17 protein-coding genes are annotated in these 17127 nt (G+C 70.0%); 9 read left to right on the forward strand and 8 right to left on the reverse strand.

Annotation, left to right across the window (positions count from 1 at the left end; all coding sequences use genetic code 11):
• The first annotated feature begins 39 nt into the window (after positions 1-39).
• Both AVL48_RS02265 and AVL48_RS02270 read left to right on the forward strand, forming a co-directional pair.
• Positions 40-1218 (forward strand): Cmx/CmrA family chloramphenicol efflux MFS transporter, encoded by a 1179-nt coding sequence (locus AVL48_RS02265; RefSeq protein WP_061986620.1) that lies wholly within the window; start codon positions 40-42, stop codon positions 1216-1218.
• Positions 1219-1226: 8 nt separating this feature from the next.
• The gene (locus AVL48_RS02270) at positions 1227-1631 is read left to right on the forward strand and encodes a nuclear transport factor 2 family protein (protein WP_061986622.1); all 405 of its coding nucleotides are present in this window, start codon (positions 1227-1229) and stop codon (positions 1629-1631) included.
• Positions 1632-1696: 65 nt separating this feature from the next.
• On the opposite strand, the gene fabI is transcribed toward AVL48_RS02270, so the two are convergent.
• On the reverse strand, positions 1697-2464 hold the full coding sequence (gene fabI / locus AVL48_RS02275) for an enoyl-ACP reductase FabI (protein WP_061986623.1): 768 nt from the start codon (positions 2462-2464) through the stop codon (positions 1697-1699).
• A gap of 49 nt (positions 2465-2513) precedes the next feature.
• The gene (gene fabG / locus AVL48_RS02280) at positions 2514-3218 is read right to left on the reverse strand and encodes a beta-ketoacyl-ACP reductase (protein WP_061986625.1); all 705 of its coding nucleotides are present in this window, start codon (positions 3216-3218) and stop codon (positions 2514-2516) included.
• 192 nt (positions 3219-3410) lie between these two features.
• On the opposite strand from fabG, the gene AVL48_RS02285 reads away from it, so the two are divergent.
• The 6 genes from AVL48_RS02285 (at position 3411) to AVL48_RS02310 (ending at position 9692) form a co-directional block, all read left to right on the forward strand.
• Positions 3411-4769 carry an MFS transporter gene (locus AVL48_RS02285; RefSeq protein WP_061986627.1) on the forward strand — a complete coding sequence of 453 codons (1359 nt, stop codon included), beginning with the start codon at positions 3411-3413 and terminating at the stop codon, positions 4767-4769.
• Between the two features lie 16 nt (positions 4770-4785).
• The gene (locus tag AVL48_RS02290) at positions 4786-5448 is read left to right on the forward strand and encodes a response regulator transcription factor (protein ID WP_061986668.1); all 663 of its coding nucleotides are present in this window, start codon (positions 4786-4788) and stop codon (positions 5446-5448) included.
• Positions 5449-5451: 3 nt separating this feature from the next.
• Entirely contained in the window at positions 5452-6855 is a 1404-nt protein-coding gene (locus tag AVL48_RS02295; RefSeq protein WP_061986630.1) for a sensor histidine kinase, read from the forward strand.
• Positions 6852-7793 carry a TAXI family TRAP transporter solute-binding subunit gene (locus tag AVL48_RS02300; RefSeq protein ID WP_061986632.1) on the forward strand — a complete coding sequence of 314 codons (942 nt, stop codon included), beginning with the start codon at positions 6852-6854 and terminating at the stop codon, positions 7791-7793. The genes AVL48_RS02295 and AVL48_RS02300 overlap by 4 nt, the downstream gene beginning before the upstream one ends.
• 100 nt (positions 7794-7893) lie before the next feature.
• Positions 7894-9180 carry an alpha/beta hydrolase family protein gene (locus AVL48_RS02305; protein ID WP_061986634.1) on the forward strand — a complete coding sequence of 429 codons (1287 nt, stop codon included), beginning with the start codon at positions 7894-7896 and terminating at the stop codon, positions 9178-9180.
• 80 nt (positions 9181-9260) lie between these two features.
• A complete protein-coding gene (locus AVL48_RS02310) occupies positions 9261-9692 on the forward strand; it encodes an acyl-CoA thioesterase (protein ID WP_061986636.1) in 432 nt (143 codons plus the stop codon).
• On the opposite strand, the gene AVL48_RS02315 is transcribed toward AVL48_RS02310, so the two are convergent.
• A complete protein-coding gene (locus tag AVL48_RS02315; RefSeq protein WP_061986639.1) occupies positions 9680-11275 on the reverse strand; it encodes an alkaline phosphatase D family protein in 1596 nt (531 codons plus the stop codon). The two genes, AVL48_RS02310 and AVL48_RS02315, sit on opposite strands and share 13 nt — an antisense overlap.
• A 111-nt stretch (positions 11276-11386) precedes the next feature.
• Here AVL48_RS02315 and AVL48_RS02320 point away from each other — a divergent pair, with 111 nt between their 5' ends.
• On the forward strand, positions 11387-11848 hold the full coding sequence (locus tag AVL48_RS02320) for a tRNA (cytidine(34)-2'-O)-methyltransferase (protein ID WP_061986641.1): 462 nt from the start codon (positions 11387-11389) through the stop codon (positions 11846-11848).
• An 84-nt stretch (positions 11849-11932) separates the two neighbouring features.
• On the opposite strand, the gene AVL48_RS02325 is transcribed toward AVL48_RS02320, so the two are convergent.
• The 5 genes from AVL48_RS02325 to AVL48_RS02345 all read right to left on the reverse strand — a co-directional run bounded on the left by AVL48_RS02325 (position 11933) and on the right by AVL48_RS02345 (position 16958).
• Positions 11933-12913, reverse strand: a complete 981-nt coding sequence (locus AVL48_RS02325; RefSeq protein WP_037305076.1) for a VWA domain-containing protein — start codon at positions 12911-12913, stop codon at positions 11933-11935.
• Complete coding sequence (locus tag AVL48_RS02330; RefSeq protein WP_236725471.1) at positions 12910-13794, reverse strand: DUF58 domain-containing protein; 885 nt, start codon at positions 13792-13794, stop codon at positions 12910-12912. The genes AVL48_RS02325 and AVL48_RS02330 overlap by 4 nt, the downstream gene beginning before the upstream one ends.
• Positions 13795-13864: 70 nt before the next feature.
• A complete protein-coding gene (locus AVL48_RS02335; RefSeq protein WP_061986643.1) occupies positions 13865-14935 on the reverse strand; it encodes an AAA family ATPase in 1071 nt (356 codons plus the stop codon).
• A gap of 127 nt (positions 14936-15062) precedes the next feature.
• Complete coding sequence (mobA, locus tag AVL48_RS02340; protein WP_061986645.1) at positions 15063-15605, reverse strand: molybdenum cofactor guanylyltransferase; 543 nt, start codon at positions 15603-15605, stop codon at positions 15063-15065.
• Positions 15606-15608: 3 nt separating this feature from the next.
• Complete coding sequence (locus AVL48_RS02345) at positions 15609-16958, reverse strand: C40 family peptidase (RefSeq protein WP_061986647.1); 1350 nt, start codon at positions 16956-16958, stop codon at positions 15609-15611.
• Positions 16959-17127: the final 169 nt, after the last annotated feature.

Consider the following 17127-nt stretch of genomic DNA (forward strand, 5'->3'; position numbering starts at 1 on the left):
CATTTTGGACTGACCGATACAAAACCTGGAGGGAATCCCGTGCCTTTGGCAGTCTGCGTTCTCGGACTGAGCGTGTTCGCGCTCGGCACGTCCGAGTTCATGATCACCGGTCTGCTGCCGGGGATGGCGGCCGACTTGAACGTCGGCATCCCGGAAGCCGGACTGCTCATCTCCGCCTTCGCGATCGGCATGGTCGTCGGCGCTCCCCTGCTCGCGATCGCCACCCTGCGCGTGCCGAGGCGCGCCACCTTGATGGGTTTGCTCGTCGTCTTCGGGCTTTCGCACATCGTCGGCGCGCTGGGTTCGGGTTACGCGCTCCTGTTCGCGACCCGCGTCGTCAGCGCGGTCGCGTGCGCCGGGTTCTGGGCGGTCGCGGCGGCCACCGCCGTCGCGCTGGTCCCGGCCGGGCGACGCGGGCGCGCGCTCGCCATCCTGGTCGGTGGCCTCACCGTCGCGAACATCGCCGGCGTCCCCGCCGGTACCTTCCTCGGCCAGCACGCGGGCTGGCGGGCGGCGTTCTGGGCGGTCACGGCGCTGACCGTCATCGCGCTGATCGGCGTCTTCGCCCTCGTCCCGGAAACACAGAACGGCGCCAAGACCGAGATCGCGACCGAACTGCGGCTCTACCGCGGCGGCCGGTTCTGGCTGGCGCTGGGGGTGATCGCGCTCGCCCAAGCGATGATCTTCGCGACGTTCAGCTATCTGGCGCCACTACTGACCGACGTCGCCGGTTTACCCGAAGGCTGGGTCCCGGGCGTGCTCTCCCTCTTCGGCCTCGGCGCGCTGCTCGGGATCACCGCCGGAGGGCGCCTCGCGGACGCGAAGCCGTTCCTGACCCTCTACGGCGGCCTGGCCCTCGCTCTGCTGGCCCTGATCCTGCTCGCGGTGTCCGGCCCGGCGACCCCGTTGGCGATCGTCGCGGTCTTCCTGTTCGGCGTCGCCGGCTTCGGCGTCAACCCCGCCTTGAACGTGCGGGCCTTCGCCGTGGCGGGCAACGCGCCCACGCTCGTCGGCGCGAGCACGACCGCCGCGTTCAACGTCGGCAACACCGTCGGCCCGTGGCTCGGCGGTGAATCGATCGACGCCGGTCTCGGCTACCCGAGCGTCGCGTGGGTGAGCGTCGGTCTCGGCGTCGCCACGATGCTCGCCCTCACCTTCGCCGCCGGTGTCCAGCGCACCGACGACACCCGGTTGGTCCGCGAACCCGTTACCCAGTAAGGAGAATCATGTCCGAGAAAACCCAAGCCACGATCGCCGAATTCTTCCGCCGAATGTCCACAGGGGACACCGACGGGGCCACGGAACTGTTCGCCGACGAGGTCAGGTGGGACATCCCCGGGGCGACCGAACTGGTCCCGTGGATCGGCCCGCGCCGGAACCCGGCGGAGATCCGCGAGTTCTTCGACCTGCTCGACAAGGGCCTCATCAAAGACCGGTTCGACGTCGAACGCGTCCTCGTCGACGGCCCGCACGCGGTCGCGATCGGCCGCCTCCGGTCGACCATCCGCAGCACCGGCAAGGTGATCGAGACGGCCTTCACCTTGCAGTTGGAGGTGAACGACGACGGCCTGCTCACCAAGTACCTGATGCTCGAAGACTCCTGGCACGTCGCACAGGCCGTCCTCGCCTGATGCGTGTGAAGGCCCCTTCCCTCGACCAAGCCGAGGGAAGGGGCCTTCACACGCTTTGGAAGACCTCAGAAGCCGGTCGCGTGCAGACCGCCGTCGACCATGATCATCGAGCCGGTGGTGGCGGGCAGCCAGTCCGACAGCACGGCGCAGACGGACTTCGCCGTCGGGTCCGGGTCGGAGCTGTCCCAGCCGAGCGGCGCGCGGTCGCCCCAGCCGTTCTCCAGATCCGCGAAGCCCGGGATCGACTTCGCGGCCATGGTCTTCATCGGGCCGGCGCTGACCAGGTTGACCCGGATGCCCTGCGGGCCCAGGTCGCGGGCCAGGTACCGGTTGACCGACTCCAGCGCCGCCTTCGCCACGCCCATCCAGTTGTAGGCGGGCCACGCGACGCGCGCGTCGAAGTCCATGCCGACGATCGACGAACCGCGCGAGAGCAGCGGCAGCGTCGCCACGGCGAGGGCCTTGAAGGAGTACGCCGAGACGTCGACGGCCACCTTCACGTCCTCGCTGGGGGCGTCCAGGAACGGCGCGCCGAGGCAGGACTGCGGGGCGAACCCGATCGAGTGCAGCACACCGTCGAGACCGTCGACGTGCTCACGGACGCGGTCGGCGAGCGAGTCGAGGTGCTCCTGGTTCGTGACGTCCAGCTCCAGCACCGGCGCCTCCTCGGGGAGCCGCTTGGCGATGCGCTCGACGAGCGACAGCCTGCCGAAGCCGGTGAGCACGACCTTCGCGCCCTCCTGCTGCGCGATCTTGGCCGCGTGGAACGCGAGCGAGGCGTCGGTGATGACGCCGGTGATCAGCAGGCGCTTGCCTTCGAGCAGTCCTGGCACGGGACCTCCAGTCCGGAGTGGGTGATCAGTACGGGGAAAAGCGGGGACGTCAGTGGCCCATGCCGAGGCCGCCGTCGACCGGCAGCACCGCGCCGTTGACGTATCCGGCCTCTTCGGAGGCGAGGTAGCGGACGGCGGCGGCGATCTCCGACGGCTCGGCGTACCGGCCGGAGGGGACCTGGGCGAGGATCTCCTTCTTGCGGTCCTCGCCGAGTTCGTCGGTCATGTCCGTGGCGACGAAGCCCGGGGCGATGACGTTCGAGGTGATGTTGCGCGAGCCCAGTTCACGGGCCAGCGACCGGGCGAGGCCGACGAGGCCTGCCTTGCTCGCCGCGTAGTTGACCTGGCCGGCGGAACCGGTGAGGCCGACGACGGAGGAGATGAAGATGTAGCGGCCCCATTTTCCGCGCAGCATGCCCCGGGAGGCGCGCTTGGCGACCCGGTAGGCGCCGGTGAGGTTGGCGTCCACCACGCGGGTGAACTGGTCCTCGCTCATACGCATGAGGAGCGTGTCGTCGGTCATCCCGGCGTTCGCGACCAGGACCTCGACGGGTCCCTGGTGCTCCTCGACGAGTTTGAACGCGGCGTCGATCTGCTCGGCGTCCGTGACGTCGGCCTGCACGCCGAAGAGGCCGTCGGGGGCGCCGGACCCGCGGTGCGTGATCGCGACCTTGTGCCCCTGCGCCGCGAGGTCCTTCGCGATCGCCAAACCGATGCCGCGGTTGCCGCCGGTGACCAGTACCGACCGTCCCACTTCAGCTCTCCTCGCCTCGTCCTCGTCCCGCTGACGCACTGAGGTTATCGGCTCACCCGGGACCGGCCGGAGCCGCGCCACCTCTACCTCCGGGTAACCGCGACCGTCCTAAGCGGATGTTAGGAACCGGGCCGAACCCTTGTCCGGCCGTCACGGATTGTTCACCGTGAGCCGGAACACAGGAGGTCAAAGATGACAACCCCGATCGGTGCGGCAACACCGCCCGTAAGCGAGAAGCGAGTCGTCGGCAACGTGCTGCGCGGCTCCATCGGCAACCTGGTCGAGTGGTATGACTGGTACGCCTACGCCGCCTTCACCACGTACTTCGCCAAGTCGTTCTTCCCGACGAAGGACACCACGGCGGCGTTCCTCGGCACGGCGGCGGTGTTCGCCGTCGGGTTCCTCATGCGGCCACTCGGTGGCTGGATGCTGGGCCGGTTCGCCGACCGGTTCGGGCGTCGTAGCGCCCTAGTGCTCTCCGTCACGTTGATGGCGGCAGGGTCGCTGATGATCGCGGTCACGCCGACCTATGCCTCGATCGGGATCGCCGCGCCGATCCTGCTGCTGGTGGCCCGGCTCATCCAGGGGCTCTCGGTCGGCGGTGAGTATTCGACCTCCGCGACCTATCTGTCCGAAGTGGCCACTCCCGGCAAACGCGGCTTCTACTCCAGCTTCCAGTACGTGACGCTGTACGGTGGCCAGCTGCTGGCTCTCGGTCTCCAGCTGCTGCTGCAGGCCATCCTCACCGAGCAGCAGCTGACCTCGTGGGGCTGGCGGATCGCGTTCGTCGTCGGCGCGCTGGCCGCGGTCGTGGTGATGTTCCTGCGCCGCGGAATGGACGAGTCGGCCAGCTTCGAGGAGGCCAAGGCGTCCGGCACCGGCAAGGAGGCAGGCGACAAGGGCACGCTGCGCGCACTGTTCAAGTACCCGAAGGAGATCGCGCTCGTCGTCGGCCTCACCCTGGGTGGCACGGTCTCGTTCTACACCTTCGCCACCTACAGCCAGAAGTTCATGGAGAACACCGCCGGTATCCCGCGCCGGACCGTCACGCTGATTTTGTTCTCCGCGATCCTCGTCGCCGCGATCCTGCAGCCGTTCGCGGGCAAGCTGTCGGACCGCATCGGCCGCCGCCCGCTGCTGATGTTCTTCGGGATCGCCGGCACGCTGCTGACCGTCCCGATCATGACGCTGATGGGCGGCACCAAGGAACCGGTGCTCGCGTTCCTGCTGATGCTGGCCGGGCTCGTCATCGTCACCGGGTACACCTCGATCAACGCGATCGTGAAGGCCGAGCTGTTCCCGACGAAGATCCGCGCCATCGGCGTCGGTCTCCCCTACGCGCTCACCGTGGCGATCTTCGGCGGCACCGCCGAACTCATCGCGCAGGCGCTGAAGGGGGCCGGTCACGAATCGGTGTTCTTCTACTACGTCGCGGGCTGTGTCCTGGTCTCCCTCATCGTGTACGGCACAATGCGGGAAACTTCGAAGACCTCGGAGCTGGACAAGACGAAGCGGTCCGAGCCCGAACTCGTGTCCGGCCGCGAAGGCTAGGCGGGAAGGTGTGGCCGTGCGCGTGCTGCTCGTCGAAGACGACGCCGGTGTCGCCGACGCGCTCGCCGAAGCGCTGCAGGCGCGCGGCCACACCGTCTCCCACACCATTCGCGGCAGCGACGCGCTGCACCGGCATCGCGCGGCCGACGTGATCCTGCTGGATCTCAACCTGCCCGACATGAACGGGCTCGACGTCCTCAGGAAGGTCCGGCAGGTCTCACCGGTGCCGGTGCTCGTGCTCACCGCCATCGGGGACGAGCGGTCCGTGGTGCGCGGCCTGCGGCTCGGCGCCGATGACTACCTGACCAAACCGTTCCGCCTGGCCGAACTCCTGGCGAGGATGGACGCGGTCGTCCGGCGCGCCGCGGTCTCGACCGCCCCGCAGGACGGCGTCGTCCGGGTCGAAGACGTCGAAATCGACCTCGGCGCGCGGCGCGTGCTCGTCGACGGGACCGACATCGGGCTCACCGCCAAGGAATTCGCCGTCCTGGCCGTGCTCGCCGCCCGCCCGGGTACCGCGGTCAGCCGCCAGCAGCTGATGGACGAGGTCTGGGGCGACGCGTACCTCGCCGTCTCCCGCTCACTGGACGTGCATCTGACTCAGCTGCGCGCGAAGCTCGACAGGCCGGGCCTGCTGACCACGATCCGGGGTTTCGGCTATCGGCTGGGCCGGGACTGACCGGTGCGCACCCGCCTGCTGGTCGTCCTCGTGGCGCTCGCGCTGACCGTGGTCGCCGCGTTCGCGATCCCGCTGTTCGGCTCGACCGCGGCGCAGCGGACCCAGCAGCTGGTCATCGCCCGCAACGCCGACGTCGACCGGTTCGTCGTCCTCGCCCAGCAGGCCGTCGACACCGATGACCCGTCCGCACTGGCCGTCGACGCCGCGCGGTATTCGTCGTTATACGGCGAGGCCGTCGTCGTGGTCGACGCGCGCGGGGTGCCGATGGTCGAGAGCGGCGGGATGGCGGCCGCGGAACCGGTGGTGCGTTCGCTGGTCGAGTCCGCCCTCCGCAACCAGCCAGCGAAAGGCCCCGAACAGCTGAGCCCGTGGTCGGCCGATCCGGTCTACTTCGCCCGTCCGGTCGGCACCGGGACGCGGGTGGTGGGTGTGGTCGTCCTGCGGGCGTCCGTGGCGACCGCCGCGGCCGACGTCGCCGCTCGCTGGGCCGCGATCGTCGCGGGCGCGATCCTGGTGGCGGCCCTGTTCGTGCTGCTCGCGGTCCTGCTGGCGCGGTGGATGGTGCGGCCGCTGCACGAACTGGAAACCGGAGTCCAGGCGGTGACCGAGGGGCATCGCGCGCAGGTCCCCGACCGCGCGGGGCCGCGGGAACTGCGCTCACTCGCGACGTCGTTCAACCGGATGTCCGACGCCGTCGTCGAGGCGTCGGAACAGCAGCGCCGTCTCGTCGCGGACGCGTCGCACCAACTGCGGAATCCCATGGCCGCCTTGCGATTGCGGGTCGACTCGCTGGCCGCGCAGGTCGACGACGATGGCCAGCGGGCCTATCGGGCGACGGTCGCCGAGGTCGAACGCCTGGAATCCCTGCTCGACGGGCTGCTCGCGCTGGCGCTCGCCGAAAGCGCGGCGACCCGGCTGGCCGCGGGCGAAGCAGGCGACGAACCCTGCGACCTTCCTTCCGTGCTCGCGGAACGGGTCGACGCGTGGCGCCCCTCGGCCGACGAGGCGGGAGTCGACCTCGCCGCGGCGGAAGGCCACCACGAGCCGGTGACCGTGCGATGCCCGGAAGGTGATCTGGCCCAAGTGCTCGACGTCCTGCTCGACAACGCGGTGCACTACGCCGGCCGCGGCGCGACCATCACCACCGGCTACGAAACCGGTGACACGACCGCCACGGTCTTCGTGGCCGACAACGGACCGGGCCTGTCCACAGAGGACCGTGAACGCGCGACCGAACGGTTCTGGCGAGCCGGTGGCGACGGCGCGCCACGGGGCACGGGGCTCGGGCTCTCGATCGCGAACCAGCATGTGCTCGCCAGGGGCGGGAAACTCGAACTGCGCCAAGCGGAACCGCACGGCCTCGAAGTCCGCGTCGAACTCCCTCTCGCCCCGGGAGGAACACCGTGACCGTCACCAGGCGCACCGCCCTCCTCGCCGGGCTCGCCACCCTCGCGGGCTGTTCGACGGCGGGATATCAAGGACCGGAACGAGAGGTCGTCATCGCGGCGGGCGAGAGCGGCGGTTTCTATCTCGCGTTCGCGGAACTGCTGGCCCAGCAGCTGAACCGGGCCGAACCGCGGCTGCGCGCGACGGCCGTCGCGACCGAGGCCAGCGTGGAGAACCTGCGACGGCTGCGGGACGGCCGGGCCGATCTCGGGCTCGTCCTCGGCGACGTCGCCGAGTCCGCCTTCGCCGGCGCGGACCCGTTCACCGTCCCGATCGCGTTCTCGGCCATCGGCCGGGTCTACGAGAACTATCACCAGCTCGTGGTCCGCGCGGACGGCGGCGTGCGCTCCCTCGCCGATCTCGCCGGGCGGCCGGTGGCGATGGGCGCGAACGGGTCCGGCGTGGCGGTGTTCAGCACCCGGCTGTTCGCCCGCGCCGAAATCCCGGTGCTCGCCAAGAACCTCTTGCTCGGCGAAGCGATCAACGCACTGGTCGCGCACGAGGTCGACGCGCTGTTCTGGTCGGGCGGGATTCCCACGCCCGCGCTCACCGAGCTGAACCGGACCACCCCGATCACGCTCCTGCCGCTCGACGCCCACCTTCCCGCCCTGCGCGCGGGCTACGGTCCGGTGTACGACCAGGTCCACGTTCCGGCGCAGGCCTACCAGGGAGTCGGCGAGCTGCGCACCATCGGTGTCGCGAACCTGCTGCTGGCGGCGCCTTCCCTGCCCGACGACGTCGCCGCCGCCGTGGCGCGCACCCTGGCCGGGCACGCCGCCGACCTCATCCCGGCACCGGCCGTCGGGACCCAGTTCCTCGACGTCCGGACGCTGATCGGCACCGGCAAGGTGCCGCTGCACCCTGGGGCCGCGTCGGCCTACCGTGCCCTGCACGGGTGATCCCGGCTCCATCTCCAGAGGGATGCGCGTCGCACCGGGGCGCTGCCAGGGTCGGAAGAAGGCGGCCACCGGGCCGCCCCGATCCGGAAGGACGCCAGCAGTGTCATCGAGACACACCAGGACGGTGCGGGGTTCGGCGCTGATCGCGGGCCTCGCGCTCGTGGGCGGGCTCGCCACGGCCTCCCCCGCCATGGCGGCGGAGCAGGTCGAACTCACCGCTCCCGCCCTCACCGGCCACTACGACGTCGGCACCACCGACCTCCATCTCGTCGACGATTCCCGCCCCGATCCGTGGAAGCCGGAGCGGCGGCGGGAACTCATGACCACCGTCACCTACCCGGCGGAGCGGTTCGCCGAAGGCCCGCGGGCACCGTGGCTCACGCCCAGGATGAGCGCCGTCATCGACCAAGCGCTGGCGGGCGAGGATTACCTCGGCCTCCCGGCGGGCTCCATCGACTGGGCTTCGGCGAAGCGGAGGGCCGAGATCGGCGTCCCCGCGGCGCACGGCGCCCCGAAACCGGTCGTGCTCTTCTCCCCCGGTTTCGGCGGCCCACGGGAGACGTACTCGGCGATCGTCGACGATCTGGCCAGCCGTGGTTACGTGGTCGTGTCGCTCTCGCACACCTACGAGAGCGCGGCGGTCGAATTCCCCGGCGGACGGCTGGAAACCGCGGTGCCGCCCGGAGAAGGTCCCGAGTTCATGAAGAAGGCACTCGACGCACGGGTCGCCGACAGCCGGTTCGTCCTCGACCGGCTCGCGAAGATCACCAAGGGCGAGAATCCGGACGCTGAGAAGCGGCAGCTCCCGCGCGGGCTCGGCTGGTCGCTCGATCTGTCCCGGGTCGGTGCCTACGGGCATTCCTACGGCGGGTTCACCGCCGGCGAGACGATGGTCCACGACCGCCGGGTCGACGCCGGGATCAACCTCGACGGCGCCATGGCGACCGCGTTCGGCTACCCGCCGGGCAGTGCCTACGTGCCCGGCGAGGTCACGAAACGCGGTCTCGACCGGCCGTTCATGCTGATGGGCGCCGAGGGCGTCGACGAGAACGGGAAGCCGCTGGAGCACACGCACCGCCATCCCGGTTTCGACCGCAGCTGGGCGGATTTCTGGGCCAATCAGCGGGGCTGGAAGCGGGATCTGCTCCTGCGCGGCGGCAGCACGCACATGTCCTACAGCGATCTGCAGGTCGTGGTGCCGCAGCTCGGTTCGCGAGTGGCGCCGGAGAAGCGGGAAGCGGTGATCGGCACCATCGATCCCCGTCGTTCACTCGCCGCGCAACGGGAGTACATCGGCGCGTTCTTCGATCTGCACCTGAAGGGCCGTGACCGGCACCTGTTCGACGGCGAATCGCCGCGGCATCCGAACATCGACTTCATCGACTGACCGGACGCGCGTGAAGGCCCCCTTGCCTCTGCTCAGCCGAGGGAAGGGGACCTTCACCCGGGAACCAGTAGGTTGGAACCGTGACAGAGCCACGGAAACCGATCGTCGAGATGCCGCTGCGCGTGCGCTACCACGAATGCGACGGACAGGGCATCGTCTTCAACGCGCACTATCTCGCCTACGTCGACATGGCCATGTTCGACGTGGAGAAAGCCCTCTTCGGATCGCACAAGAACGCGCTGGAGCACGGCGCCGACGTCGTGGTCGCCGAATCGAACCTCCGCTACCACGCGCCGTGCCGATACGACGACGAACTGGTCGTCGCCGTGTTCCTGAACCATCTCGGTACGACGTCGCTGATCGTCGACTTCGAGATCCGCCGCGGCGAAACCCTCTGCACGGAGGTGAAGACGCGCTACGTCTTCGTCGATCCGGCGACACTGAGGAAGGCGGCGCCACCCGCGTCCGTGCGCGAGGTGTACGCCGCCCTCCTGCCCGCTCAGGCGGACTGAACGCCGGGGCGCCGGTCCTCCACCACGTAGCTCGCCCGCGTGCTGATCGGCGCCCCGGGGGTGTTGACGTACGGCACCACCCGGAAGTCGCTGCGCCAGCGCTGCCGGTTCACGTTGACCCGGACGTAGCCGCGCTGGTTGTTGAAGAACTTCATGTGCGGGTTGGCCTTCAGCAGGTTCTCACCGGCGGGTGTCAGGTCGGCGCCGTTGCCGCCGCTGGTGATCGACGTCCCGACGAACTCGCTCGCCACGGTGGGCGAGCCCGGGTCGCCGAAGTCGCGCTTGAGGTCCCAGGCGTAGTTCTGGTGCCGGTCGCCGGTGATGACCACCAGGTTCCGCACACCCCGGTCCTGCGCCGCGGCGAGCACGCGGTCGCGGTCGGCGACGTAGCCGTCCCACGGGTCGAGGTAGACGTTGGTGGCCGCGCCCGCGTCGGTGTCGGTCTGGCCCATCGGCGCCTGGTTGCCCAGGATCTGCCAGCGCGCGTGAGACCGGGAGAAGCCGTCGAGCAGCCACTTCCGCTGCTCCGCGCCGAGAAGGGTCCTGTTCTCGTCGAACCGGTCGGTGCAGTTCGCCGACTGGCCGTCACCACAGGGCTGGTCGTCGCGGTACTGGCGGGTGTCGAGCATGGTGAACTCGGCGAGCGTGCCGTAGCTCAGGCGCCGGTGCAGACGCGCGTCCGGCCCCTTCGGCAGCTGGGCGATGCGGTACGGCAGGTGCTCGTACATCGCCTGGAACGCTTGGGCACGGCGCTGACGGAACACCGCCGGATCCTGGTCGGGCTCGTTGTCGGCCTGGGAGAGATCCCCTGCCCAGTTGTTCTCCACCTCGTGGTCGTCGTTGACGTGGATCCACGGGAAGGCGGCGTGCGCGGCCATCAACGGCGCTTCGGACTTGTAGAGCGCGTACTGCAGCCGGTAGCGGGCGAGGTCGAAGGTCTCGCCCTTGAACTGCGGCCCGACCGGCGTGCCGCGACCGACGCCCGTGACGCCGCTTTCGTAGAGGTAGTCCCCCAGGTGCACGACCAGGTCGAGGTCTTCGGCCGCCATGTGCTCGTACGCGGTGAAGTGCCCGGCCTCCCAGTTCTGGCACGACGCGAACGCGAAGTTCAGCTCACGCGGCGACGACCACGCGACCGGCGCGGTCCGCGTGCGGCCGACCGGCGAGAGCTCGCCGCCCGCGCGGAAGCGGTAGAAGTACTCGTGGTCCGGCGCGAGACCGTGGATCTCGGGGTGCACGGAGTGGCCGAGTTCGGGCGTGGCGACCGCGGACCCGCGGCGCACCACGGCGCGGAAGCGCTCGTCGAGCGACACCTCGTACTCGACGCGGACCGGCGTCCGCGACATACCGCCGAAGCCGTCGGCCTCGTAGGGCTTCGGCGCGAGCCTGGTCCAGAGCACGACACCGCCGGGCAACGGGTCGCCCGACGCGACACCGAGGGTGAACGGATTACCGGCACCGCGGGCGAGCGGCATCGCGCCGGCGGCGTTCCAGGCACCGGTCCCCAGCAGGACGGCGGCCGCGCCGGCGGAGCCGTAACCGAGGAAGCGACGCCGCGACAGGGGATGAGGGAGTGAAGGCATGAAGCCCTCCTGTGGTGGGATGGTCACGGGCGGGCCTCATGCTCGTCCGGCTTGATGGCCACCCGGCCGCGCTCAGGCGAAGCGCCCGTGAACGAAAGACGATCAACCCTCGTGTTCCGCATCCTGTTCTACCGCCCGGAAATCCCGCCCAACACGGGTAACGCGATCCGCTTGACCGCGAACACCGGCTGCGAACTGCACCTGGTGGAGCCGCTCGGTTTCACGCTGGAGGACAAGCAGTTGCGGCGTGCCGGACTCGACTACCACGACCTCGCGCGCGTCCACGTCCACGCGGACCTCGACGCGGCGTGGGCCGCGCTGCTCCCCGCACGGGTGTACGCGTTCAGCGCTTCGGCGACGCGGCTGCACACCGACGTCGCGTACGAGCCGGGAGACGTGCTGATGTTCGGGCCGGAGTCGGCCGGGCTGCCTCTTGAGATTCAAGGGGCGCCGCAGATCACCGATCGCGTGCGACTGCCGATGCTGCCGTCGAGCCGTTCGCTGAACCTGTCCAACACCGCGGCGATCAGCGTCTACGAGGCTTGGCGGCAGAACGGCTTCGCGACTCCCTGACCGCCTGTCCCCAGTGCTATGAAAGGTCCTTTCCTTGCAGAATTTGCAAGGAAAGGACCTTTCATAGCACTCTTGGGAGCCGGATCAGGGCAATCGCTGCCCCAGGAAGAGCGAAGCGGCGGCGCCGATCATCAGCACCAGTGTCCCGATGATGACCCAAGGACGGCTCGCGTCGGCGTCCTTCAGCTCGTACCCGATTTGCTCGCCGAGGTCGTTGTACACGCGCTTCAGCTCGTCCGCGCTGGCCGCCTTGTAGAAGTCGCCACCCGAAAGCCGCGCGATCTCCTCCAGTGACTCGTCGTCGACCTTCACGTCCTGCGGCTTGCCGTCGATGTCGACCGAGCCGTGCGTGGTGCCGAACGAGATCGACGAGATCGGCACCTGCGCCTGCTTCGCCGCCTGCGCGGCCGTGTAGCCGCCTCGCGGTGCGTACAGGTCGTCCGGGACCGTCTGCTTACCGTCACTCATCAGGACGATCCGGGCAGGCGGGGGGCCCTCCGCGCCGCCGACGATCGCCGAGAAACTCTCGATCGACTGCAGTGCGGCGAAGATCCCTTCACCGGTGGCCGTCGACTGCGCGAGCTTCAGGTTGTCGATCGCCTTCACGACACCGCCGCGATCGGTGGTCGGGGCGACCAGCACGGTCGCCGTCCCCGCGAACGAGATCAGCCCGAGGTTCACCCCTGGGGTCATGTTCTGCGCGAACGAGCGCGCCGACTCCTGGGCCGCTTTCAGCCGGGTCGGGGCGACGTCGGTCGCTTCCATCGACAGCGAGGTGTCGATCACCAGCATCACCGTGGCCCGGTTGCGGGGCACCTTCTGCTCCGCCGTCGGCCCGGCGAGGGCGACGGTGAGCACCAGCAGCGACAGCACGATCAGGATGGCGGGAACGTGCCGCACCCAGCCTTGGCTCTTCGGCGCGATCTTGTCCAGCAGTTCCAGGTTGGCGAACCGCATGGTGCGCTTGCGCCGCGCGCGCTGGGAGAGCACGTAGCCCACGGCCACCGCGACGACCGCCAGCAGCAGCAGGAACCACCACGGGGAGGCGAATCCGGTCAGGCTCACGCGACACCACCGGACCAGCGGCGCTTGCGGGCCACCACGAACCGGACCATGTCCGCGATCCAGTCCGAATCGGTGCGCAGCACCAGATGCGCGGCACCGGCCCGCCGCAGCGCGGCCGCGACCTCCTGCCGGTGTGCGTGCGCCGCGGCGCCGAATTCCTTGCGCAGCAAGGCCGAAGCGTGCACTTCGCGCTGTTTCCCTGTCTCCGGGTCGGCCAGCACGACGGTGCCCACGTCGGGCAGGTCGATGTCGCGCGGGTCGAGGACTTCGATGGCGATGAGGTCGTGGTGCCCGCCGAGGGCGCGCAACGGGCGCTGCCATTCCGTGTCACCGAGGAAGTCGGAGATCACGACGGCGAGCCCGCGACGGCGCGGAGGACGGCGCAGTTTCTCCAGCGCCGCGGCGAGATCCCCGCGGACCCCCACCTCGGCACGCGGGGTTTCGGCGATCTTGCGGACCAGTCCCCGCGCGTGCGGAAGACCGCCGCGCGCCGGGATGCGCGTGATGCTGCCCGCCCCGTTCGTGACGAGCGCGCCGATCCGGTTGCCGCCCCCGCCGGTCAGATGGGCGACCGCGGCCGTCGCGCAGACGACCAGGTCGCGCTTCTCGCACAGCGCGGTACCGAAGTCGAGGCTCGCGGACACGTCCGCCACCAGCCACGTCTCGAGTTCACGGTCGGCGACGGTCTCCCGGATATGCGGACTCGTCGTCCGCGCGGTGACCGCCCAGTCCATCCGGCGGACGTCGTCGCCGGGCTGATACGGCCGGGCCTCCCCCGGTTCCGAACCGGGCCCCGGCACCAGGCCGAGGTGGTTTCCCTGCAGCAGACCGTCGAGACGGCGGCGCACGTCGAGTTCGAGCGTGCGCAGGCCCGCCTCCATCCGCTCCCCGCGGAGTACCGGCGGAGCCCAGGAAGGACGTTCGCCCTTCTCGTTCTTCACGCTCGCTTCCCTACCTGACCGGTGCGCCCGCGGGAACCGGGCCGCCCTGCCCGGTGCCGCCCTGCGGACGGGCCGAGACCTGCGGCAAGGGCACGGTCTGCAGCACCCGCGTGATGATGTGGTCGATGGGGACGCCGTCGGCCAGCGCGTCGTAGGACAGCACGAGCCGGTGCCGCAGCACGTCGGGGACGACGTCGACGACGTCCTGCGGCAGCACGTAGTCCCGGCCGCGGACCAGCGCGAGCGCGCGGGCGGCGGCGATGATGCCGAGGCTGGCACGCGGCGAGGCACCGTAGGACACCCAGCCCGCGACGTCGGCGAGGCCGTGGTCGTTCGGGGTGCGGGTGGTGAGCACGAGGCGGACGACGTAGTCGACCAGCGCGTGGTGCACGAACACCTGCGAGGCCACGCCCTGCAGGCGGACCAGCTCACCCGGGGAGAGCACCTCCTGCGGGGTGGGCGGGGTGACCCCCATCCGGTAGATGATCTCCCGCTCTTCCTCGGCGGTCGGGTACTCGACGACGATCTTGAACAGGAACCGGTCGCGCTGCGCCTCGGGCAGCGGGTACACGCCCTCGTTCTCGATCGGGTTCTGCGTGGCGAGCACGAGGAACGGGTCGGGCATCTCGAAGGTCTGGCCGCCGATCGACACGTGCCGCTCCGCCATCACCTCGAGCATCGCCGACTGCACCTTCGCCGGCGCGCGGTTGATCTCGTCGGCGAGCACGAAGTTCGCCACGACCGGGCCCAGCTCGACGTCGAACCGCTCCGCGCCCTGCCGATAGATCCGGGTACCGAGGATGTCGGCGGGGACCAGGTCCGGGGTGAACTGCACGCGGGAGAACGAGCCGCCGACCACTCGCGCGAAGGTCTCGACGGCGAGGGTCTTCGCGACGCCGGGGACACCTTCGAGCAGGAGGTGGCCCTTGGCCAGCAGGCCGACCAGCATCCGCTCGACGAGCCTGTCCTGGCCGACGATGATCCGCTTGACCTCGAACACGGTCCGCTCCAGCAACTGGGCGTCCCGCGCCGGCGTTCCGGGCTGCTGCTGCGCGCCGTCGGCGTAGCCGGGCTCGGTCACTCGTGCCTCCTGTGTTCCCCGCTTGCGTTCTTGCGTCCGGATGTGACCGTAGTGGTCGGTGGCACAGCCGTGCGTGAAGGTAGCCAACCGGACCACCGGTATGACGGCTGTGAAGGGGCCACCCCGGCTAAGAGAGCCGGTCCAGGTCTTCCGGCGTGTCGATGTCGTCGCTCTCCCCCGGCTCCTCCGGCACTTCGACGATCTCCAGCCCGCCGAGGGTCCGCCGCAGCGACGCGTTCTCGACCCGTTCCGGCAACGCCGACCGCACCGCCTCCGCGCGCCAGGCACCGAGCAGCCATTGCCGCGCGCCCGAGGAATCGACCAGGACCGCCCCCGACGCCGATCCGAGCGCGGCCACCAGCCGATCCACAGTGGACTTCCGGACGCCGGCGAGGTCGCCGGCCAGTACGACGACGATCTCCGTGCGCACCATGGCGAGTCCCGCCGCCAGCGCGGCGACCGGGCCCGCCCCGGGCGAAGCCTCGCGCGTCCACCGCACCTCGCCGAAACCCGGCCGTTCCGGACCGACGACGATCACCGGGTCGGCGTCGGCGAGCGCGGCCAAGGCCCTCGCCATCAAGGGTTTCCCGCCGACGGGCAACGCGGGTTTGTCCACACCGGACAGGCGGCGCGCGGCGCCGCCCGCCAGCACGATCCCCGCGTAGGTCACCGACTAGCCGATCAAGCGGGTCGCGTACGGCATGATGCCGCCGTAGCGTACCGGCGCGATCCGCACCCGCAGGCCCGATTGCGGGGCCTCGACCATCTGCCCGTTCCCGAGGTACATGGCGACGTGGTGGATACCCCGCGCGCTGCCGCCCCAGAAGAGCATGTCACCGCGGCGCATCTGGGAGAGCGGCACCTTCCGGCCCGCGTCGTACTGGTACCCGCTGTAGTGCGGGAGTGCCCGCACCCCCGCGAAGGCGAAGATCATCAGCCCGGAGCAGTCGAAGCCGGTCTTCATGTAGTCGCCGTAGCGGTCCGCCGTGCCACCGTCTCGGATACCGCGGGTCGGACCGGAGGTGTTGCCGCCGCCCCACGCGTACGGAAGTCCGAGCTGCGACAGCGCCCGCTGCACGACGGCTTCGACACTCGCCCCGGCGGGAGCCGGCTGGACGGGCCTTCCCGACGGGCGACCGCCGCCCCCCTCGCTCGGTTTGGACGCGGCGAGAGCCGCCTGACGGGCGCGTTCCTCGTCCTCGCGGGCCTTCTGCGCCTTCCAGTCCTCGTAGCGCTGGCGCTGGCCCTGCAGGCCGTTGACCTTCTGCTGCGCCTCGAAAAGCTGCTTCTCGACGTTCGCCTTGTCGGCTTCGAGCAGAACGTTCTGTGTCGCCTGCGTGTCCTGCGCGTGCTGGGCGGCGCTTTGGGCGTTGTCCGCCTCGTGTTTGGCCGCCTCGGCTTCGCGCTTGCGCTCCTGCGCGATCTCCAGTTTCTTGCGTGCCGTCGCGTCCTTGTTGGCCTTCTCCGTCTGCGCGCGCTTCATCGTGTCGAGCGCGTTGAGCCTGCTGCCGCCGACGGCGTCGAGCAGCTGCGCGCGGCCGAGCAGTTCCTTCGGGCTGTCGGCGGTGAGGTACGCCGAGACCGAACCGACGGTGCTGCCCTGCTGGAAACTGGCGGCGGCGAACTTGTCGAGATCGGCGCGGGCGTTGTCGATGGCGGCCTGGGCGGCGTCGGACTCGGTGCGCGCGGACCGCGCCTCCCGGTCGGCCTGCGCGGCGGCGTCCTGCGCGGTCTCCGCGTCGACCCTCGCCTTGTTGGCCTCTTCCATCTTCAGCTCGACTTCGTCGTTGAGCTGAGAGAGCTTCGACTCGGCCTGCGCGAGCTGGTTGGTGAGCCTGCCGACATCGCCCGCCTTGGCGTTGGCCTCGGCCTTGCTCGAGTCGATTTCGGAGTCGCTGGGGTTCGGCGGAGGCGGCGGCACCGCCAGACCCGTGCCCGTCACCCCGAGCAACAGGGCGACCCCGAGGGCGCCGATGGTCACGCCACGGCGGGCACGGGTCCGAGACCCGGTTTCACCACGCACGATCCGCCCACCTCCTGATCTTGAACGACGAGCTCACTGTGCCACTGCTGTCACAGCATTACCACAAGCACCACCGGAAACTTACACACCGTAGGCATCATTTCCCCTCAACGGGGGACGAACAGACGAACGTTTCGCCACTCGAACGGCCGCGGGCCGGTGAGACGTT

It is taken from the genome of Amycolatopsis regifaucium, assembly GCF_001613935.1.
GTDB classification, from domain to species: domain Bacteria; phylum Actinomycetota; class Actinomycetes; order Mycobacteriales; family Pseudonocardiaceae; genus Amycolatopsis; species Amycolatopsis regifaucium.